The sequence below is a fragment of the Streptomyces sp. NPDC048516 genome (assembly GCF_043199875.1).
In the GTDB taxonomy this organism is placed as follows: domain Bacteria; phylum Actinomycetota; class Actinomycetes; order Streptomycetales; family Streptomycetaceae; genus Streptomyces.
In genome coordinates this window covers 1-19,801 of the sequence record NZ_JBICWS010000024.1, presented here as the reverse complement: position 1 = coordinate 19,801, position 19,801 = coordinate 1, and the positions used below count along the sequence as shown (strand labels likewise).

General features: G+C 72.3%; 13 protein-coding genes. 3 read left to right on the top strand and 10 right to left on the bottom strand.

Annotation, left to right across the window (positions count from 1 at the left end; all coding sequences use genetic code 11):
- Window positions 1-385 precede the first annotated feature (385 nt).
- The gene (locus tag ACGFR7_RS32505; RefSeq protein WP_393326142.1) at window positions 386-2,215 is read right to left on the bottom strand and encodes a hypothetical protein; all 1,830 of its coding nucleotides are present in this window, start codon (window positions 2,213-2,215) and stop codon (window positions 386-388) included.
- A gap of 477 nt (window positions 2,216-2,692) precedes the next feature.
- On the bottom strand, window positions 2,693-3,967 hold the full coding sequence (gene purD, locus ACGFR7_RS32500) for a phosphoribosylamine--glycine ligase (protein ID WP_393326140.1): 1,275 nt from the start codon (window positions 3,965-3,967) through the stop codon (window positions 2,693-2,695).
- 452 nt (window positions 3,968-4,419) lie between these two features.
- Here purD and ACGFR7_RS32495 point away from each other — a divergent pair, with 452 nt between their 5' ends.
- Complete coding sequence (locus ACGFR7_RS32495; RefSeq protein ID WP_393326138.1) at window positions 4,420-5,187, top strand: SLATT domain-containing protein; 768 nt, start codon at window positions 4,420-4,422, stop codon at window positions 5,185-5,187.
- Between the two features lie 372 nt (window positions 5,188-5,559).
- On the opposite strand, the gene ACGFR7_RS32490 is transcribed toward ACGFR7_RS32495, so the two are convergent.
- From ACGFR7_RS32490 to ACGFR7_RS32475, 4 genes are all read right to left on the bottom strand, one after another.
- Window positions 5,560-6,210 carry a hypothetical protein gene (locus ACGFR7_RS32490; RefSeq protein ID WP_393326136.1) on the bottom strand — a complete coding sequence of 217 codons (651 nt, stop codon included), beginning with the start codon at window positions 6,208-6,210 and terminating at the stop codon, window positions 5,560-5,562.
- Between the two features lie 95 nt (window positions 6,211-6,305).
- Entirely contained in the window at window positions 6,306-6,983 is a 678-nt protein-coding gene (locus tag ACGFR7_RS32485) for a GntR family transcriptional regulator (protein WP_393326134.1), read from the bottom strand.
- A 164-nt stretch (window positions 6,984-7,147) separates the two neighbouring features.
- The gene (locus ACGFR7_RS32480; RefSeq protein WP_393326132.1) at window positions 7,148-8,518 is read right to left on the bottom strand and encodes an aspartate aminotransferase family protein; all 1,371 of its coding nucleotides are present in this window, start codon (window positions 8,516-8,518) and stop codon (window positions 7,148-7,150) included.
- A 186-nt stretch (window positions 8,519-8,704) separates the two neighbouring features.
- Entirely contained in the window at window positions 8,705-9,541 is an 837-nt protein-coding gene (locus tag ACGFR7_RS32475) for a VTC domain-containing protein (protein ID WP_393326129.1), read from the bottom strand.
- 569 nt (window positions 9,542-10,110) lie between these two features.
- Here ACGFR7_RS32475 and ACGFR7_RS32470 point away from each other — a divergent pair.
- Entirely contained in the window at window positions 10,111-11,721 is a 1,611-nt protein-coding gene (locus ACGFR7_RS32470; RefSeq protein WP_393326256.1) for a serine/threonine-protein kinase, read from the top strand.
- 310 nt (window positions 11,722-12,031) lie between these two features.
- Window positions 12,032-13,855, top strand: a complete 1,824-nt coding sequence (locus tag ACGFR7_RS32465; protein ID WP_393326127.1) for a serine/threonine-protein kinase — start codon at window positions 12,032-12,034, stop codon at window positions 13,853-13,855.
- 40 nt (window positions 13,856-13,895) lie between these two features.
- On the opposite strand, the gene ACGFR7_RS32460 is transcribed toward ACGFR7_RS32465, so the two are convergent.
- The 4 genes from ACGFR7_RS32460 to ACGFR7_RS32445 form a co-directional block, all read right to left on the bottom strand.
- Window positions 13,896-14,738, bottom strand: a complete 843-nt coding sequence (locus tag ACGFR7_RS32460) for a M48 family metallopeptidase (RefSeq protein ID WP_393326124.1) — start codon at window positions 14,736-14,738, stop codon at window positions 13,896-13,898.
- A 4-nt stretch (window positions 14,739-14,742) separates the two neighbouring features.
- Window positions 14,743-18,537 (bottom strand): type I restriction endonuclease subunit R, encoded by a 3,795-nt coding sequence (locus tag ACGFR7_RS32455; protein ID WP_393326121.1) that lies wholly within the window; start codon window positions 18,535-18,537, stop codon window positions 14,743-14,745.
- A gap of 184 nt (window positions 18,538-18,721) precedes the next feature.
- Entirely contained in the window at window positions 18,722-18,985 is a 264-nt protein-coding gene (locus tag ACGFR7_RS32450) for a hypothetical protein (RefSeq protein WP_393326118.1), read from the bottom strand.
- Between the two features lie 62 nt (window positions 18,986-19,047).
- A complete protein-coding gene (locus tag ACGFR7_RS32445) occupies window positions 19,048-19,461 on the bottom strand; it encodes a hypothetical protein (RefSeq protein ID WP_393326116.1) in 414 nt (137 codons plus the stop codon).
- Window positions 19,462-19,801 lie beyond the last annotated feature (340 nt).

The following is a 19,801-nucleotide window of genomic DNA, read 5'->3' as shown; positions in this document are numbered from 1 at the left end:
CCAGCACATCACATTACGCACTCACTTCGTCACCCTTCGTCGTGAATTTAGAGGGTGCAGCCCCCGAAATGCGAACTGGAAGGGAACATTCAGCCGGTGGCGCGGAAGACCGGGGACGAGGCGTCCGGTCCCCGCCCGGGGGCTGAGTGCTGCCTTGGGCGCTGCCTTGCCTGCGGCCTTGCCTGCGGCTTTCCGATTGCTCTGGTCGTTCCGGTTGCTCCGGTTGCTCCGGTTGCTCTGGTTGCTCCGGTTGCTCCGGTTGCTCTGGTCGTTCCGGTTGTTCCAATCGCTCCGGTCGCTCTGGCCGTTCCAGTCGCTCCGGTCGCTCCGGTTGCTCTGGCCGTTCCGGTTGCTCCAGTCGCTCCGGTCGTTCCGGTTTTTCCTGTCATACCAGCCGGACCGGCTTCTCGGGGCGTACGCCGACCGTCGTCAGCCAGCCGCGGAGCGGCTCCGCGTCGCCGTCGTCGACCAGGCTGAGTACCGGGCGGCCGAGGTCGGCGCGGCGGGCGCCGCCGACCAGCAGCGCCGGGCCGTCGAGCCAGTCCAGGCCGGGGGCGGCGCCCGCGGTGTCGACTGCGGCACAGCAGACCATGGCGGTGACGTGGTCGGCGAGGAGTTCGCGGCCCGTACGGGGCGGCTGCAGCGGGAACAGCGGGAGGCCGCCCTCGGACACCATGCCGTCGCCCCAGGCCACACCGATGCCTGCGTCCTGCGCCGAGCCGCAGCGCGCGGCCTGGCGAGCCGCTTCCTCGCGCTCCTCGCGCTCGACCTCCGCGCCCAGGCGGGCGGCGACCAGATCGCCCGCCCGCTCGCCCTGGGCGAGCCGGTCGATGACACGGGCGAGCGTGGGGCCAGGGGCCGGTGCGGCCGGCGGGGCGCCGCGATGACCGGTGGACGGCGGGCCCCCGGCGGGGCGGTCCGCCGGGTGGCGGCCCGCGGGCGTACGAGGGGCGGAGCGGGCGTACGAGAGGGGCGGGGCGCAGGCGGGGTCCGGGGCCGCCGCTGTGGGCGGGGCCGCCGGGAGCGCGGTCACCGGGAGGTTGTCGAGGACGCGGTGGAGGCGGGCGGCCTCCAGGCGCCATTTACGGTCCACGACCTCTTCCGGGTACTGGTTCCAGCCGACCGGCGACCAGTCGGGCCCGGGCTCGGCCGGGCCGCCGTGGAAGAGGCGGGCGGCCAGCAGGGAGGCGGCGCGGTCGATGGCGCCCGGCTCCTCCAGGAGGTCGCAGGCCGGGCGCTCGCCGAGACGGGAGGCGAAGCCGTTGGCGAGGCGGTCGCGGCGGGAGAGTTCGGTGAGCGCGGAGACCACGCCGGCGTCCAGCCGGGACGGCCAGCGGCCCATCCGCCAGGCGGGCAGCGCCACCCGGGTCAGCAGCCGGTCCCAGCCCGCATAGGCGAGACCGACCTGTTCCTGGGCGACGATACGCAGGCCGTAGTCGACGGTCTGTGCGCGCTCGGAGGCGGCGGCGGCGACGGCGCGCTCCATGATCGTGGCGTGTTCGCGGCCGGCCCGCAGCAGCAGTCGTGCCACCCGGCCCACGAAGCGGAGCGGGAGGGCGCGCAGCGGACCCCGGGCGCGGGCCGATACGGCGACCGCGGCGTCCAGGCCGCGGATGAAGCGGCGGGCGGCCGCTATGTCGGGGTGGGCGGACGGGCCGGTGCCCGCGACGACCGGGGCCAGCAGGGCCCGCAGCTCGGCGACCCGCATCCACCACAGGAAGGGCGAGCCGATGACCAGGACCGGCGCCTCGGCCGACCGGCGTCCCTCGCGCGGTGCCGCTCCCCTGCCGCGGCGCGGCGGGCCGTGGGCACGGTGTGTACGGTCCTCCAGCCAGCTGTCGCAGTCCGGGGTGAGCGCTATGGCCGAGGGCGCGGGGACTTCCAGGCGGTCGGCGAGATCGCGGACGAGGCGGTAGAGATCGGGGGCCGATTTCTCGGAGATCGGCACGGACGGACTGAGGGCGGGTCTGGCACGCGCCACGACGGCCGTGACCAGCGCCGCCAGGAGCAGGCTGAGCACTCCGAGACCGCCGGCGATCCAGCCGGCCAGCTCCCAGCCGGTACCCGCGCCGAGGTGGCCGGTCGCCCGGCCGGTGAACAGCACCACGGCCACGGCCGCCGGCAGCAGCGCGACGGCCAGCGCCGTGCTGCGGATCCGCAGCACGGCAAGGGCGCGGGCACGCGCCGCCAGGACGCCTGTTTCCGGACTTGCCACGAGCCTGTACACCCCCTGCTGTCCTGATGGAGCCGGACGGAGAGAACACGGGACGGACGTACGAGATATGCGCGGTGAGAGGAGCGAGGGCACTCCACCACCACTGTGGCACCGGCCACTGACATCGCAATGCCGGTGAGCCACTTGCCGGACGCCACCGTGGCAACCGTGCCGGATTCCGGCCCGCCGGCCACAGGACGCTTGCGCCGCACCCTAGTTGGGGGTGCGGGCCTCGTCAGCCGTATACCTGGTGCGGTCACTCGATGGAATGGCTTTGGGCAAAGCCGGGAACCCGTGCGCGATGGGTATGGGCCGTGGACACTTCGGCCCGGTCTGCACCACGAGGACTGGGGCATATGTCACGGTATGTGGCATATGCCCCAGGAGAGATGTCGCCCAAGAGGTCACCGAGGACGGCGCCGGACGCGGCACCGACCGGCGGCGCAGGCCTGGGCGGGCACCGGGCGGAGGCGCCCCCTAGACGCCCGCTGTCCCCGCCGCCGCGTCCGCGACCTTGGCGGCGATGTCCGTGCGGTGCTGCGAGCCGTCCAGGGAGATCCGGCCGACGGCGCGGTAGGCGCGCTGCCTGGCGGTGGTGAGGTCGGAGCCGGTGGCGGTGACGGACAGCACCCGGCCGCCCGCGCTGAGCACCGCGCCGCTCTCGTCGCGCTTGGTGCCGGCGTGCAGGACGTACGCCTTGGGGCCGTCCCGCTCCGCGACGTCGGCGAGACCGTCGATCGGGTCGCCGGTACGCGGGGTGTCCGGGTAGTTGCGGGAGGCGATGACGACGGTCACCGCCGCACCGTCGCTCCAGCGCAGCGGCGGGAGGGTGGCGAGGGTGCCGGTGGCCGCGGCGTGCAGCAGACCGGCGAGCGGGGTCTTGAGGCGGGCGAGGACGACCTGGGTCTCCGGGTCGCCGAAGCGCGCGTTGAACTCGATCACCCGCACTCCGCGGGAGGTGATCGCCAGGCCCGCGTAGAGCAGCCCGGAGAAGGGGGTACCGCGGCGGCGCAGCTCGTCCACGGTGGGCTGCAGGACGGTGGCCATGACCTCGTCGACCAGCTTGGGGTCGGCCCAGGGCAGCGGGCTGTACGCACCCATGCCACCGGTGTTGGGGCCCTGGTCTCCGTCGTAGGCGCGCTTGAAGTCCTGGGCGGGCTGCAGCGGGACGACGGTGACGCCGTCGGTGACCGCGAAGAGCGAGACCTCGGGGCCGTCCAGGAACTCCTCGATGACCACGCGGTCGCAGGCCAGGGCATGCGCGCGGGCCGCCTCGACGTCGTCGGTGACCACGACGCCCTTGCCGGCGGCCAGGCCGTCGTCCTTGACGACGTACGGGGCGCCGAAGGCGTCCAGGGCCGCGTCGATCTCTTCCCGGGTGGTGCACACATAGCTGCGGGCGGTGGGGACGGCCGCGGTGGCCATCACGTCCTTGGCGAAGGCCTTGGAGCCCTCCAGCTCGGCTGCCTGGGCCGACGGGCCGAAGACCGGGATGCCGCGGTCGCGTACGGCGTCCGCGACGCCCGCCACCAAGGGGGCCTCGGGGCCGACGATGACCAGGTCGGCCTGCAGACCGACGGCGAGTTCGGCGACGGCCGCGCCGTCGAGGGCGTTGACCCCGTGCAATTCGGCCACCTCGGCGATACCGGCGTTGCCGGGAGCGCAGTGCAGCGCGGTGACGTCGGGGTCGAGGGACAGAGAGCGGCACAGGGCGTGTTCGCGGGCGCCGCCGCCGATGACGAGGACCTTCACGGTGGCAGCCTAGACGAGAGTGCCGGGCGGCCGGACGTCGGCCGGGCGCGGGCGGCGAAGAGGCCAGGAGCGGCTGGAAACCGCGCGTCGCCGCGGTGGCAACTCTTTCGGGTGAGATCCCCGGCGGCCTTATATCCGATCCCGCCCCCCTTCCGGGCGGAAAGAGCGTGATCGTGGGGCCGACGCCAGCCGTTCGGCGGTAGGAAGGGGCTGGGCGGCGCCACGGTCGTCTCGTACATCACGCATGCACCGCGCGCATATGTCGCGTATATGTCACGCAGGCATTGCGCGTGTCGGTCAGGCGGATGCGTCACGCAGGCATCGCGCGTATCCGTTCACGCGCATACGTCAGGCAGGCAGGCATCGCGCGCATACGTCACGCGCACACGGCACGCACCGCACGTGTCCGTGGAGAGCCACAGAGGCTGTGGAGACAGAGAGGGAGTGCACGGGTGAGTCATCCGGAGATGCAGCCCGAGGGGCCCCCTCGGGAGGGCGGCAGCCCCACCCGGGAGAGCGGCAGCCGGGGCCGCGGCCGGAGGGATCTTGCGGGGCGGGCCTTTCCGCTCGGCGACTGGGGGGAGCCGTCCGACCGCCTGGACGCGCTCTATCTCTGGAGCGAGGAGGGCGCGCTGCGCAGCGCCGACTGGTATCTGCACGGCCGGCGGGCCAAGCGCCGCAGCGCGCGGATGCTGCGGGTGGGGGCCGCGGCCGGGGTGACGGCGGGCGGCGTGCTCCCGCTGCTGGATCTGGCCGGAACCTGGCAGGGCGGGGCGCCCTGGGGCGCCCTGTCGCTGCTGCTGGCGGCGGTGTGTGTGGGCTGCGACCGGTATTTCGGGGTGACCGCCGGCTGGATGCGGGACCTGGCGACCGCCCAGGCGATTCACCGGCGGCTGGAGGCGCTGCAGTTCGACTGGGCGGTGGAGAGCGTGCGCGAGGTGCTCGGGCCGGCCGAGGGCACGGCGGGTGAGGCGGCCGAGCGCTGTCTGGGCGTGCTGCGGCGGTTCAACGAAGACCTCGGGGAGCTGGTGCGGGCCGAGACGGCCGACTGGATGGCGGACTTCCGGGCCGATTCGCTGCGGCTTGCCGCGGCGCACGGGGGCGGCTTCGCCGCCGTGGAAGCGCGTCAGGAGGCGCCGGGCCCGCCGGGGCGGTTTGCGGTGCCGCAGCGGGCGCGGCCGAACATGCCGCGGCAGCGGCCGCCGGAGGCGCCACGCTGATTCGCTGCGCTTTGCCTCGGCCCGTTTTCGGCTGCCCGCCGTAGGGGTTCGCCGCCGTTGCGCCTGGCGGCGGGCCGGTTCGCTGCGCTTTGCCTCGGCCCGTTTTCGGCTGCCCCGCCGTGGGGGCTTCTCGCCGTTGCTCCCCCACTGCCTGAAGGGCGTGGGAGGTACCCCCAGCGGCGGGCCGGGGGCCGCTGCGCGGGGCTGTGGGTGCGGGGACGCGCCTCCGGGGCCGGTGTGCGGGACTGCTTCGCTTTAGGCTCCGCTGCGCTCCGCCTTTGCTCTTTCTTGGAGCCTTCGGAAGCAAAGCCCCGCACACCGGCCCCTCCGGCCCGTCCCCTCCCGTAGGTGGATAAGTGAACGTGAGTGGGGTCAACTGAAGACGATCATGGAGCCTTGGCCCAGGCTTCGGGTGGCGGCCGCGTGCAGGCCGAGCCATACGTGCCGTTCCCGGGCGAACGGGCTGTTGTCCAGGGGGACCGCGTCCGCCCGCTCCTCCAGGGAGGTGGGGCCGGCCGGCGGTGCGGGGGCGGCCGGCGGATTGGCCGGATCGATACCGAGGGATGGCGCAACGAGTTCGAGGTCGCGCAGCAGACCGTGCGAGGAGCCCAGCGGGCCGCCGCCCTCCAGCAGTTCGTCGCCTGCGAGCGGGTGCGGGAAGTCGACCGGGACGTAGGCACCGGCGTGGTCGTAATGCCACACGAGATGGGACTGCTGCGCGGTGGTCTCGAACATCTCCAGCAACTGCTCGTAGTCTCCGCCCAGTTCGTCGACCGGGGTCACCTCCAGGTTGCACAGTCGCAGCAGGTAGGCGCGGCGCAGGAAGTGCAGTGCGTCGTAGTCGAAGCCGGCGACGGGCGCGACGTCACCGGACAGGCCGGGCATATAGCTGAAGACCGGGACCGGTGGCAGACCCGCTTCCGTCAGGGCCTTGTCGTAGGCGGCGATCTCTTCGGAGAACGGGTTGTCGGGGCTGTGGCACAGCACATCGACGAGGGGTACCAGCCACAGGTCACATGCCACGAGTATGGGCTCGCTTCCGGTCGGGGACGGGGACACCGGCGCACGTACAGCTACGGGTACGGCCCATTACGGCCGATGGTCGGGACAGCGTAGTGCTACCCGCGCGTTCCGACGAGAGCGAGGGAGTGCTCGTTGTACTCGGCGATCAGCCGCTGGGCCGCGGGCAGGTCGTGCTGGAGCAGGGCGTCGGCCAGCGCGCTGTGGCCCTGCCACAGCTGCCCCTTGAGGTCCCCCTCGCGGCGCAGCAGCGGCACCGCGAACATCCAGGTCTGGACGCGGATCCGGTCCAGGAAGTCGCTGATGTAGGCGTTGTTCACGATGCTGCTCAGCTCGCGCCAGAACCGCAGGTCGTAGCCGATCAGGACGTCCAGGTCGCCGCCGCGCGCGGCCCGTTCGGCCTCGTCCGCGCGGCGCCGGATGGAGATCAGCACCTCGGCGGGGGTTTCCCGCAGGGCCCGGTCGGCGCCGCTGCGGAAGATGCCCTCGATGACCAGGGTGCGGGCCTCGACCATGGCGCGGAAGTCGCCGGCGGTGAAGGCGTGCACCTTGAAGCCGCGGTGCTGTTCGACGTCGAGCAGGCCCTGGGCGCAGAGGTCGAGCAGTGCCTCGCGCACGGGGGTGGCGGAGACGCCGTACTGTTCGGCGATCTCCTTGACGGTGAAGGGGTGGCCGGACGGCAGCCGGCCTGCCAGGACCTCGTCGCGCAGGGCGTCGGCGATCTGCTGGCGCAGGGTGCTGCGTCGTATGACTGAGCTGTCTCCGCCGGCGGCCATCGTGTGCGTCTCCTTCGACGTCGCTGACCGCGCAGGTGGGAGCGGCCCCCGCCCACGATAGGCGAGGGCCGCACCTCGATGCCGCCCGAGGTTACCGTCGGTCCGCCGGACGGCGTGTCCGTGACCTGCGGTTCCGCTCCCCCGGCGGCGTTGCCCGTAGAGGCTCAGACGGTGTGGGCGTCGGCCGCCGACAGGGCCTCGTCGAGGGCGGCAAGGCCCTCCTTGGCCTCGGCCTCGGTGATCGTGCAGGCCGGGACGGCATGCGTCCGGTTCATGTTCACGAACGGCCACAGACCGCCGCGCTTGCAGGCCGCCGCGAATTCGGCCATCGGGGCGTTGGCGGCACCGGCGGCGTTGTACGGGACCAGCGGCTCGCGGGTCTCCTTGTTCTTGACCAGGTCCAGCGCCCAGAAGACGCCCATACCGCGGACCTCGCCGACGGACGGGTGCCGCGCGGCGATCTCGTGCAGCGCGGGGCCGATGACCCGCTCGCCGATCTCGGCGGCGTTCTCCACGATCCGCTCCTCGGCCATCGCGTTCATGGTGGCGACGGCGGAGGCGCAGGCCAGCGGGTGGCCGGAGTAGGTCAGACCGCCCGGGTAGGGGCGCTGGTCGAAGGTCGCGGCGATCTCGGCGCTGATCGCGACGCCGCCCAGCGGGACGTAGCCGGAGTTGACGCCCTTGGCGAAGGTCAGCAGGTCGGGGGTGACGCCGAAGTGGTCGGCGGCGAACCACTTGCCCGTACGGCCGAAGCCCGCCATGACCTCGTCGAGGATGAAGACGATGCCGTGGCGGTCGCAGATCTCCCGGACGCCGGCCAGGTAGCCGGCCGGGGGGACCATGATGCCGGCGGTGCCCGGGACGGTCTCCAGGATGATCGCGGCGATCGACTGCGGGCCCTCGAAGGCGATGGTCTGCTCCAGGTGCGCGAGGGCGCGCTCGCACTCCTGCGCCTCGTTCTCGGCGTGGAAGGCCGAGCGGTAGAGGAACGGGCCCCAGAAGTGGACGACGCCCGCGGAGGCGGTGTCGGAGGGCCAGCGGCGGGGGTCGCCGGTCAGGTTGATCGCGGTGGCGGTGGCGCCGTGGTACGAGCGGTAGGCGGAGAGCACCTTGGCGCGGCCGGTGTGCAGCCGGGCCATCCGGACCGCGTTCTCCACGGCCTCCGCGCCGCCGTTGGTGAAGAAGATCTTGTCGAGGTCGCCGGGGGTGCGCTCGGCGACCAGCCGGGCGGCCTCGGACCGTACGTCCACGGCGAATCCGGGCGCGATGGTGCACAGCTTGGCGGCCTGCTCCTGGATCGCCGCGACGACCTTGGGGTGCTGGTGGCCGATGTTGGTGTTGACCAGCTGCGAGGAGAAGTCGAGGTAGCGGTTGCCGTCGTAGTCCCAGAAGTACGAGCCCTCGGCGCCGGCGATCGGCAGCGGGTCGATCAGGCCCTGCGCGGACCAGGAGTGGAAGACGTGCGCGCGGTCGGCGGCCTTGACGGCCCGCCCGGTGGCGGGATCGGCGGCGGGGGCGGAGGGCGTCGTGGTCACGGTCAGTACCTCGGATCGGGTCGCTCGGGTCCGCCGTGGGACGGTCGCGGCGAACGCCCTCAGCGTAGGGATCACGGCCTGCCGGACGGTACCGACACTGTGTGTGACTCCACCCACGACGCGCGGACATTCTGTCCAGAATCGTGGGCGGCCCGCCGCGGTGACCCATGGCGGGGCGCAGGGTGGTCAGGGCGCCGCGGGAAAGGCCGTCCGTACGGCCTGGGCCTGGCGCCAGTGGCCGGCGGCCAGCTCCGGGCGCAGTGCCGACAGGCCGCCGCAGTAGCGGGTGAAGGCGGTGGCCTGGACACCGTGGCCGCGCAGCAGCCGGTCCGCGTCGGTCAGCCGGGCGGAGTCGGTCAGCCGGGCGGCGTCGGTCAGCCGGGCGGCGGTCCGGATCTCGACGAGTACCAGTCCGCCGTCGGCGCGTACCGTGCGGCCGGACTCCAGGTCCCGGCAGCGCAGCGCGGCGTCACAGGTGATGCGCCGGCCGTCCGCGACGAAGGTGGCGCGGGTGTAGTCGGTCTCCAGGGCGCCGTCGAGGTCGGTGGGGGCCGCGAGGCCGTAGGCGCGGTCCAGTACGGCGGCGAGGAAGCCGCGCGGGGCCGCGCCGAGGGCCGGGTCGCCCGGCAGCAGCGGCCGCCGGTGCTTGACCGTCTCGCCGTGCCGTCCCGTGAGCTTGACCTCGAACTGCCGCTCCCCGATGTCCTCGTACCGCCGCTCGCGGATCGTGTAGCGCAGCGGCAGGCCCTGCCGGTGGGCGTGGAAGGAACGCAGGTCAGGGGTGTCGTAGTGGAAGGAGCGGTAGCGGAACCAGCGGCGTCCGTTGATGCACAGCGCCGCGAACGGGCCGCCCGGCCTGCCGTGGTCGGTGAGTTCGGCCGCGAAGGCGGCGAAGACCTCTACCGGGACGAGATAGCGGCGGTCGAAACGGGCGAGGAGTTCGGCCCGCGCCTGGACGTCGGCGAGCGGCACGGGGCGCGCGGCCATGGCGGCGCGGGCGAGGGCGCGTACGGCGGGGATCACACGGTCTCCTTGGCAGTCGGGCGGGCACGGGGAGGGGAAGGGGGACGTGCGGGACCGGGGAGCGCGCTGTTCCGTTGCTGTTTTCGTTGTTGCGCCGTGGACGTGGTGTCGGGGTCGGGGCCGCGGTCGGCCTCGGGTGGTCGCGGTGCTCGCGGTAGGCGCGGTAGGCGTCGAGGTACGCGTACGACGTTCCTCGCCCCCGGAAAGTTCCGGGACGCGGAAACAGATATCCGGCACCGTCGTATCCCGGCCACCGTCGGGCGGTTCATGGCGGCGCCGCTGGAACTCTCTGCGCCGCCGGCAGAGTGGGGCCGCGGCGTGGGAAGAGCGGGCCGCCGCCGCGGGTTACCGCCGGCTGCGGGGGCGTGACGGACCTGCGGCCTGCCAGGGGCCGAGGCGCCCTCGCTATCCTCACCGCGGAGGAGGGGGCGCGGGCAGCCGGGTGCACAGGCGGCCCGCCCACTCGCCCGCGGGGCGGATTCGGGGGGAAGGGGCGGCAGATCGTGGAACGGCCAAGACATGCGGGGCGGCAGGAGTGGCAGGGGCGCGCGGAAGTGCCGGCGGGGCTGATGCCGCTGGGCGCGCAGGATCCGCCGCGGATCGGGGACTACCGCCTGATCGGGCGGCTCGGCGAGGGCGGCATGGGGCGGGTGTTCCTGGCCCGTTCGGACCGCGGCCGTACGGTAGCGGTCAAGCTGGTGCGTGCGGAGCTGGCCGGTGAGGAGGAATTCCGGGCGCGCTTCCGGCGGGAGGTGCGGGCCGCGCAGCAGGTCGCCGGGGAGTGGACCGCGCCCGTACTGGACGCGGACACCGAGGCCGAGACCCCCTGGCTCGCCACGGGCTATATCGCGGGGCCTTCCCTGCAGCAGGTCGTCGGCGGCAGCGGCACCCCGCTGCCCGAGCGGACGGTATGGATCCTGGCCGCCGGGCTGGCCCGCGCGCTGGGGTCGATCCATGCCGCCGGAATCATCCACCGCGACCTCAAGCCGTCCAACGTGCTGCTCACCATCGACGGGCCGCGGGTCATCGACTTCGGCATCGCGAGGGCCCTGGAGGCGGTGTCCGGCCACGGCGTGACGCATACCGGCGGGGCGATCGGCTCCCCGGGCTTCATGTCGCCGGAGCAGGTGCGCGGCGCGCCGCTGACCCCGGCCTGCGACATCTTCAGCCTCGGTGCCGTGCTGGCGTACGCGGTGACCGGGCGGCAGCCGTTCGGGACGAGCGACAGCGTCGCGCACGCGGTGATGTTCCGCATCGCCCAGGAGGAGCCCGACCTCTCCGCGGTGCCCGAGGGGTTGCGCGGGCTGATCGCCGGCGCGCTCGCCAAGGACCCCGGACAGCGGCCCACGCCAGCGGAGTTGGTGGCACGGGCGGAGGGCGGCAGCGGTGGCGGGGACCGGCCGGGTGCGGACGACGAGCCGTGGCTGCCGGGGGCGCTGACCGCGCGGCTGGGGCGGCACGCCGTGGAACTGCTGGCGGCGGAGAACCCGCAGAACCGGGACACCGCCCGGGACGGGGAGCCGCCCACCGCCGTCGTGCCCACGCCCTCCGCAGCGGGCCGCGCCCCGGCCACGCCGCCACCGCCGTCCCGTGGCCCGGCGGCGTACCCGCCCGCCGCCACCGCACCCCGCCCTGACGCGGCGCCGTCTCCCGCCCCGGCCGGTAGGCCGCCGCGCCGCCGCGGTGCCGGTGCCGCCCTGGTCACCGCTGCCGCGCTGGTGCTCGCCGGGGCCGGTGCGGTCGCCGCGTACGCCCTGATGAGCGCGGACGGCAGCGGCCTGCGCTCGACGGACGCCGACGACGCGGGCGGCACCGGCGCCCAGAGGACGGCGGGGTCCGCGAAGGGCCGGCTTCCCGCGGACTACCTGGGCACGTGGGAGGCGACGCTGGGCGACTCCCACGACGAGATCCGGCGCTTCACCCTCACTCAGGGCAAGGCCGGTGACATCGTGCTGACGATGACGGCGACCGGGGCGGACTACCGCTGTGAGTTCGCCGCCGCTCTGGCCCATGCGGGGCCGCCGGTCCGCCTCGGCCCCTCCACGGTGGTGTCCGGGCCGGACGGCTGCTCCCCGGGCTCGGCCAGCACCCTGGAGATGGTGAACGGCAAGCTGCGCCGCACCTCCGACGACGGAAAGGCGCTGACGTACCGCAAGCTGCCGTCCGACAAGAGGAGCTGACGGCCCGGAGGAGCTGACGGCCCGGCGCACCGGAGGAACTGGCAACCCGGATAAGCAGGCGCCCCGGAGAACCGGAGAAGCTGACGGGCCGGAGGAGCTGACAGCCCGTTGGGACGCGCTCGGCCGCGTTTCCCCTCCTGCGCCCCCTGCCCGCGCCCCCGTCGCACCCCTCGCTCCCGTTCGGGCACCGATTGTTCTCCCGTCGTGACGATCTCTCGGCCCTGGCGCGATCCGCGGCCGCCTACGCTCGGAGCACGCCTGCTGCCGGAACGCGCCTCAGGCACGCAACGAGACGGGGGAGGGCGCCCTGATGGACGGCCTGCGGGAGCTGACGGCCGACGATCCGCAGTGGATCGGGGACTACCGGCTGCTCAGCCGTCTCGGCAGCGGCGGGATGGGCCGGGTCTACCTCGCCCGTTCCGAGGGCGGCAGGACCGTGGCCGTGAAGCTGGTGAAGGCCGAACTCGCCGCGGAGGAAGAGTTCCGGGACCGCTTCCGTGCCGAGGTCGCGGCCGCGCGGCGGGTCGGCGGGCGGTGGACCGCGCCGGTCCTGGACGCGGACACCGAGGCCCCGGTCCCGTGGGTCGCCACCGGCTATATCGCGGGCCCGACGCTGAGCGAGGTCGTCGGCGGCACGTACGGCCGCATCCGGAACCCGGGCCCCCTGCCGCTGTATTCACTGCAACGGCTGGCGTACGGGCTGGCCTGCGCGCTGCGCGACATCCACGGCGTCGGCCTGGTGCACCGCGACCTCAAGCCGTCCAATGTGCTGCTCACCATCGACGGGCCGCGGGTCATCGACTTCGGCATCGCGCGCGCCCTGGACGCGGTCGGGGACCGGACCCGGACCCGCACCGGCACGGTGCTCGGCTCGCCCAGCTTCATGTCGCCCGAGCAGGTACGGGGGCACCGCGCCGGCCCGCCCAGCGACGTCTTCTGTGTGGGGTCGGTGCTGGCGTACGCGGCGACCGGGCGGCAGCCGTTCGGCAGCCCGGCCTCGGGCTTCCACTCGGTGATGTTCAAAATCGCCCAGGAGGAGCCCGAGCTGACCGGGGCGCCCGACGGCATCCGCGGCCTGATCCAGGACTGCCTGTCCAAGGACCCGGACGCGCGGCCCTCCCCCCGCGAGATCGCCGACCGTACCGGGCCGGTGCCCGGCGGCCCGTTCGCCGCCCCCTGGCTGCCGGCGGAGCTGATCGCAAGTCTGGGACAGCACGCCGTACGCCTCCTGGACACCGACACCCCGCCCGGGGGCCGGCCGCCGACGCTCACGTCCACCCGCCTCTCCCCCGCTCCGGCATCGCCGCCCTTGGCCGAGCCCTCCGCACCGGCGCCCCGCCGGCGCCGGCTCCCCCTCCTCCTGGCCACGACCAGTGCCATCGCCGCGGCCGCCGCCACCGCCGTCGCGGTCCCGCTGCTGAGCGGCGGCGCGAGCGCCGACCAGAGCGCGTCCGACATCCCGGCACGCTTTGTCGGCACCTGGTCGGGCCCGATGCTGCGGGACGGGGAACCCACGGGGCAGCAGCGGCGGTTCGTGATCACCAATGGCACGGTCGGCGAGGTGGTCGCCAACAGCACCAGCCTCGGCGCCACCTATGAATGCCGCAGCGACGGCAAGCTGGTGTCCGTCACGGCGCACGACGGGCACCCGGCGCTCCGGCTGGACACCAAGGTCGTACGGTCCGTCCCCGCGGGCCGCTGTGCCGCGCTCGGCGAACACACCCTCCAAGCGGGCAAGGGCGGCACCCTGAACTGGGCGGCGGCCGGGCGCACCGCGACCCTGCACCGCACCGGACCGGCCCAGGCCGCCGTCCCGGCCGGCTTAATCGGTACCTGGCAGCGGCCGAACGCCGACGGCTACGGCAGCCGGCGGCTCACCCTCAAGCAGGCCCCGGCGGGCAGCACGGTCCTCACCACCGTCGTCGCGGGCCGCGGCGGCCGCTGCACGACGCATGCCGACCTGTTCGCGGCGGAGGGCGACAGACTGACCCTCGGCCCGTCGGTCGTCGCCCGGCCCGCGCCCGGCTGCGCCCCGGGCAACAGCTCCGTCCTCCGCCTGAACCCCGACGGCACCCTGCACCACGAGTTCCTGGGCCACGACAAACAGCCGCGCACCTACTCCAGGGCGAAGTAGGCGCGCGGCTGCTGACTCGGAACGCCCGGCTCCTTGCCCGCTACGGCAGCGTCCCCACGTCCCCCATCCACACACGCCGTCCCAGCTCGTCCAACTCGGCCTTCAATCGCTGGCATTCCGGCAGCGCTCTGCCCAACAACCGCCAGTAGTCAGCGCCGTGCCCGGCCACCCGGACGTGGGCCAGTTCATGAGCGATCACGTAGTCGACGAGATGGATCGGCAACTGGAAGACAGCCCAGTGCAGTGCCACGCGGCCGCTGCCGTCCGGCCCGGCCCGGTATGTGCCCCACCGGTGGCCCAGGTCCCGGACCTCTACCCGCGGCTCGGCCACGTCCATACGGGCAGCCCACGGCTGCAACCGCCCCTGCACCCAACGCTGACCTGCTTTGCTGTACCAGGCGGCGATGGCCTTCCGTGCCTGCTGCGGTTCGACGGCCACCGACCGGCTCAGCCGCAGTCGGCCCGCCACCAGGCGCACGGGCGCATCTGACTGGCCTTGGCCCTCGTGTCCGTCTTCCTCTTGGCCCATGCCCACCGGCTCGTCCACGAGCAGCAGCTTGTAATCCCGCCCGAGGTAACGGTGGATTTCACCGTCGTACAGCGTCCGCACGGGGTGCAGCTGCCGCCGTTCTTCGCTCAGCAGCAGCTTGCTCTCGATCCACCGCCTGTTGTCCCGGACGAATCTTTCGGCACGGCGGAGGCTGCAATCCTGAGGACTACGCAACGTGAGCGAGGCGTCTCTCTCGATAGTCAGCCCCAGCCGCACACGACGCGCACTGACGCGTACATGGAGTGACAGCCCGTCCACGACGAGCGTCTGCCCCTCGGCGAGACGACCATCGCCGGAGCCCACGGCGGCGGCAGGAGCAGACGGTGGAGACACCCAGCTATTGTCCCCTGCCCTCGGCCTGGAAGCCCGCATGCTGCTGTGTGCCATAGCTCGCCAGCAGCTCCGACAGCTGCCCGAGCGCGGCACGGCCTCCGCTGACCGGGCGCAGCCCGGACCTGCGCAGGCACTGCCAGATGTGCGCGTCGAGCTCACTGACGTGGGCGGCCTCCGCAGCGAAGGAGGCCCGGGTGACGTGGCCGACGATCACGTCCTTGACCTCGACCACGAGCCGGCGGAGAAATTCCGGGGCCGGAGCGTCGAAGCGGGAGTCCTGCTCCAGCTTCTCTTTCAGGAGCACGTACAGCCGCTGCTCCATCACCGACAGACCGGCGGCTTCGGGGTCCGCCTCTTCCGCCCGACGGGCGCGCTCGACGAGGGGGCCCACCTCCCGCCGGATGTCCTCCCAGCGCCCGTCGAACTCTTCCAGGACCCGCTCCAGCTCCTCGGAGAGCTGCCGGTACACCGGGCGGCCCTCCTGATCCTGCTCGATCCGCTCCTCCAGGTGGTACCGGAGCGCCTGGACCTGTTCCGCCGCGGCCTCCCTCACCGGCAGCCGATCCACGATCTCCTCGAAGTCCGGAGCCAGGATCGACACGGGCGCTATGACCTGCTCGATCTTCTGGACCTCCAGATGGTCGGCGATCAGCGCGCGGACCTTCCGGCCGTACCCCCGCATCGAGAAGCCACCGCCCGGGGCGTCGCGGTAGTGCCGGCGTACCCGCATCTGGAGCACGCTCCAGCGACGGACGTCCGGGATCTGGTCAAGCGCCTTCTCGTGCGGCAATACGCGGTCCACCGCGTCCAGAAACGTTCCGAGCTTCCGGTCGAAATCGGCCCGCCGCGCAGGTTCGTGCAGGGCGAGCATGGCGTGCGAGAGGCCTCCCCGGGTTCCGAGATCCTCCTTGTCGACCCCCACCTCGGCGAAGAACTTCGCAACCTCCTTGGCCGCGTGTTCCATGCCCTGTGCCTCGTCAGCCATGTCCCGCAGTGAGTCGACCACTGGCGGATCGTCCCTGTACGCGGCGAGGGTGATGCCCAGGTTGTTCAGCACGCCGTAGTAGTCGACGACCAGCCCTTCCTTCTTCTCGGGGGCGGGCCGGTTGACGCGGGCGATCGCCTGCAGGAGCTCGGCATCCTGGATCGGCCGGTCCAGATACAGGGCCTGCTCGATCGGCGCGTCGAAGCCGGTGAGCAGCATGGACTTCACGATCAGGAAGGCGATCGGGGGCTCGCTGTCTTCCGCCTTTGTGTGCGGCGGCAGTTCGCTCCAGGGATTCATGCTGGCGACCCGGCCGGCGAGCACCGGATCGGGCTCCGGTACGTGCGTGACCATCCAGGGGTTGTCCGGCGGCAGCTCCGGGAAAGGCTGCAGGAACCGCTCGATGTGGTCACGCTGGCACGCCTCATCGGTCCATTCCCGCCAGGTGCCCGCCTTCCGCTCCGATCCGGCGGAGATGACGGGGACGAAGTCCATCCGCCGCAGCACCGCCTGGTACTGCCAGGCACGCAGCAGCCGCATTTCCTCCTCGTTGTACGACTCGGGGGCCCGCCCGCGCAGCGCCTCACGCCGACCGGACCTGTCGAACTCCTGCACCTCCGCCAGGAGTTGCGCCCGAGCGTCCCTCAGCGCGTGCCGGTACCACACGGCCGCACGCCTGCTGACGACGGCCAGCTGCGCCTTGAAGCCCCCGGTGAGCGGCCCCGTCACATAGTGCGCGAGCATGTTGTACGCCTTGCTCCGGATCAACGGCGCGGACTCAGCCACATCCCGGCCCGAAGGCGTTCCGTACGCGTCCCGTACGCGCTGTCGTTCGGCCTCGTCCAGCGGCTCGATCAGGTCGGCGAAGCACTCGTCCAGCTTCCGCTTCTCCTGGACCTCGGCCGACGTCGCGCGCCCCTCGTACCGGACGGGGACGATCACCTTGTCCTTCTCCGCCTCGTCCATCCGGTACGTGTCGAGGAAGGCCGGCCTGCCGCCGGGCTCCCGACTGGGCTCCAGCCCGAAGATCCTGCCGGTGTCGGACAGCCGCCCCTGCATCAGTGGCGTACCGGTGAAGCCGACCCGGGCGGCGTTCGGCAGCGCCTTCCGCAGACAGGCGTGCAGGACGGAGGTGTGCGAGCGGTGTGCCTCGTCGACCAGGACCAGCACCTTCACCGAGTCGCTGCACTCGGGGAACACCCGGGCGGCGGCCTTCAGTGTCTCTTCGTCCGGCGACGGATCCGCCACCTCCTCGGGGCTCGCGCCGCCGGCGACGCGGTCACGCGCCTGCTCGAATTCCGCCGTGAGCGACTTTTCCTCGCCGTCAGCCGTACCCGCGGTCTGCTCCGGCCCGTCCGCAGCCTCCGCACCGACGCCGTCCGCCCCCTCCGTCTCCCGCGGAATCCCCGGCAGGTCGCCGAGGAACTTCTGGATCGTCGCGAAGATCACCGCTCGGCCGCCGTGTTTCCCGGCCCGCCGCAGCATGCCCTCCAGATCCGCCCGGGACGCGGCTTCCCGTACATCGCTGCCGCTCAGCGCGACGGACTTCTTGAGCTGCCGCTGAAGATCCCTGCGGTCGGTGATCGCCACGAGGGTGATCTGGTTCAGTTCCGGATCCCGGCTCATGTGCAGCCGCCGGGTCAGGAACTTCATCGTGAAGCTCTTGCCGGCTCCCTGCGTATGCCAGATCACGCCACCGCGCTCGTCACGCTCCGCGCCCGGATCCAGCCGGCTACGGCCGGTACGCAGCTTGCGGACGATCTTCTCCGTGGCCCGGTACTGCTGATGCCGGCAGACCACCTTGGCCGTCTTCGGCTTCTGCGCGGACGTCCCGGCGCTGCCCTTGCCGGCCGACCGCGCCCCCGCGCCCTTCCTGCCCTTCGCGCCCTTGCGGCTCTTGAGAGGCATCTCGAAGACGTAGTGGCGGATGATGTTCAGAAGGTTCTGCGGCTTCAGCACCATCGCCGTCAACTGGTGCTGCAGAGTGGGCTGCTCCTCGGGACCGAGCAGCTTCCAGCCGCGCAGCTCCTGCCGGAGCACGTCCAGCTCTTCGTAGTCCGGCTCGGTACTCCGCCACAGCGCGTAGTGCTCTTCCTCGGAGGAGATCGTCCCCAGCACCGCCTCCTTGCCGTCGGCGGCCACCAGGAGCTGTACGGGCGCGAAGAACTCCGGAATGCCCCGCGGGACACTTCCGCGCTCCCGTATGTCCTCATCCAACGGCCTGCCCGTGTATCCGCGCAGATCCTGGATGGCCTCGCCCAGCGGATCCTGCCGGTCGGGAGACTTGCACTCGATCACCACGATCGGGATGCCGTTGACGAACAGGACCAGGTCGAAAAACACGTCCTTGCCATCGGCGTTGCGGACGCACAGCTGATCGACGACGAGAAAATCGTTCCGCGCCAGCGCCTGTTCCCGGCTGCCTTCCAGCGCTTCCGTCCCCCAGTCGGCGAACTGCACTTTCACATCCCGCTCGTCGGGCCCCTTCTCCAGGGCACCGTGCAGCAGGAGCGTGGTGACCTCCTCGTTGGCCTCTTCGAGCGTCCGCGTGACCACGTTCCGCGCGGCCTGCTTCAGCCGGTCGAGGGAGCGGAGCGCGTCGGTTTCCGTCATCCAACCGCTCGTGGCACCGGGCAACTTGTTCGTACGCCGTAACGCGGACACCGCCCGCTTGGCGAGAAAGATGTCGCCGTATGCACGCTCCTCGGCAACCTGGAGATCCGGACCGTGGACGTGCCGCCACCCCATCTTCTTGAGGTGCGTCAGAAGCGGCAGCTCCGCCTCGTCCCGCTCGGTCGTTCCCCTGACCACCATGCGTACGCGCCTCTCCCCTGGACCGGCTGTGCCACCCGCCGATCCATTGTGCGCCTTGGACGCATGTTCTCGTCGCGCGCAGGAAAAATGGCCGTCCGGCCCCGGAGAGAATGATGGCGGGGCCGGACGGGCCAGGAGGCGTTCGCGGGATGTCGTAGCCTTCCGCGTCCGCCAAAAACTTGGCCTACAAGTGACGTACTCCCTGGCGCTTTTGGACGCTCTCCCGACAGTCCGGCAGCGGCCCGGCGACGGCCGGACCGCCTGCGAACGGTCCGGTCATGGTCACCGGCGGGTCGTCGAGCGCGTAACACAGCTGCGCATGCAGGAGTTCGGCCTCGCCGGGCGCAAGCCGCAGCGCGACATCCCCGTCGAACTCTCCATCGCGCCGCAGCCACAGATGGATCGCGATCTGCCCGTCGTCCTCACGCTGCACGGGCTTGCTGGGCACACGGCTGATCCGCAGTCCGCGGAGGGTGCCGGCGGTGCGTGTCGCCGGTGTACGGCTTTCCATCAGGCCGCCGCCCCCGCCATGACGGGGCGAGGTGCGCCCGGGACGGGGCAATACGCGCCCGGGGCGCCGACGAGGTGCCCGTGAATGACCCACGGGCCGACGTCGATCCCATCGAGCGCAAGCGCCAATGCGGCACGGCGAGCGTGCTGTTCGTACGCAAGGAGGTAGGGGCGGACGAGCGGGCTGGGGCCGTCGAGGACGGGGGCGTCGGCGGACGCTGCGGTGCGTGGATGGCGTACGGCCGATGGGTTTCGAGGCGCGGCGACCGTACGGGCGGCTGTCCGCGAGGCGCGGGTGGGGCGGGGCGGGCGGGCGCCCTTCGCTGCGCGGTGCCTCCCCGCAGCGAAGGGGAAGACCAACTCGATGATCCGGACGAGTGCTCGTTCAACGGCGATCTGGATACGGTGGGACACGCTGACGCTCCTCATAAGCGTTGGTCGGCCCCGGGGCGCGCTCACGCTGCCGGGGCGTCTTGCGTCTCAGCTCAACTCGCAGCCCAGTGAGCCGCGTTGGCAACAACGGTAGCGACAACGCCGGTGAACTTACAACGTGTTGTATCCAAGTCTACACGAAAGAGGCATACACGCACACCTGGCCTCAGACAGCAGCAAGCCCCCTCACCTGCGGCGATGAGGGGGCCAGTCAAGCGAGGGGCCTCACTAGGCACTGTTTCTCGGATCACGTTCGGAGCCAGATGGCGAGGGCTGCGAGTGTGACGGTGCCGAGGTAGATGTAGGCGCGTTTCTCGTAGCG

Coding starts and splice junctions, on each gene's coding strand:
- ACGFR7_RS32455 (WP_393326121.1), bottom strand. CDS start 18,537: ATGGTGGTCAGGGGAACGACCGAGCGGGACGAGGCGGAGCTGCCGCTT.
- ACGFR7_RS32470 (WP_393326256.1), top strand. CDS start 10,111: ATGCCGCTGGGCGCGCAGGATCCGCCGCGGATCGGGGACTACCGCCTG.
- ACGFR7_RS32485 (WP_393326134.1), bottom strand. CDS start 6,983: ATGGCCGCCGGCGGAGACAGCTCAGTCATACGACGCAGCACCCTGCGC.
- ACGFR7_RS32465 (WP_393326127.1), top strand. CDS start 12,032: ATGGACGGCCTGCGGGAGCTGACGGCCGACGATCCGCAGTGGATCGGG.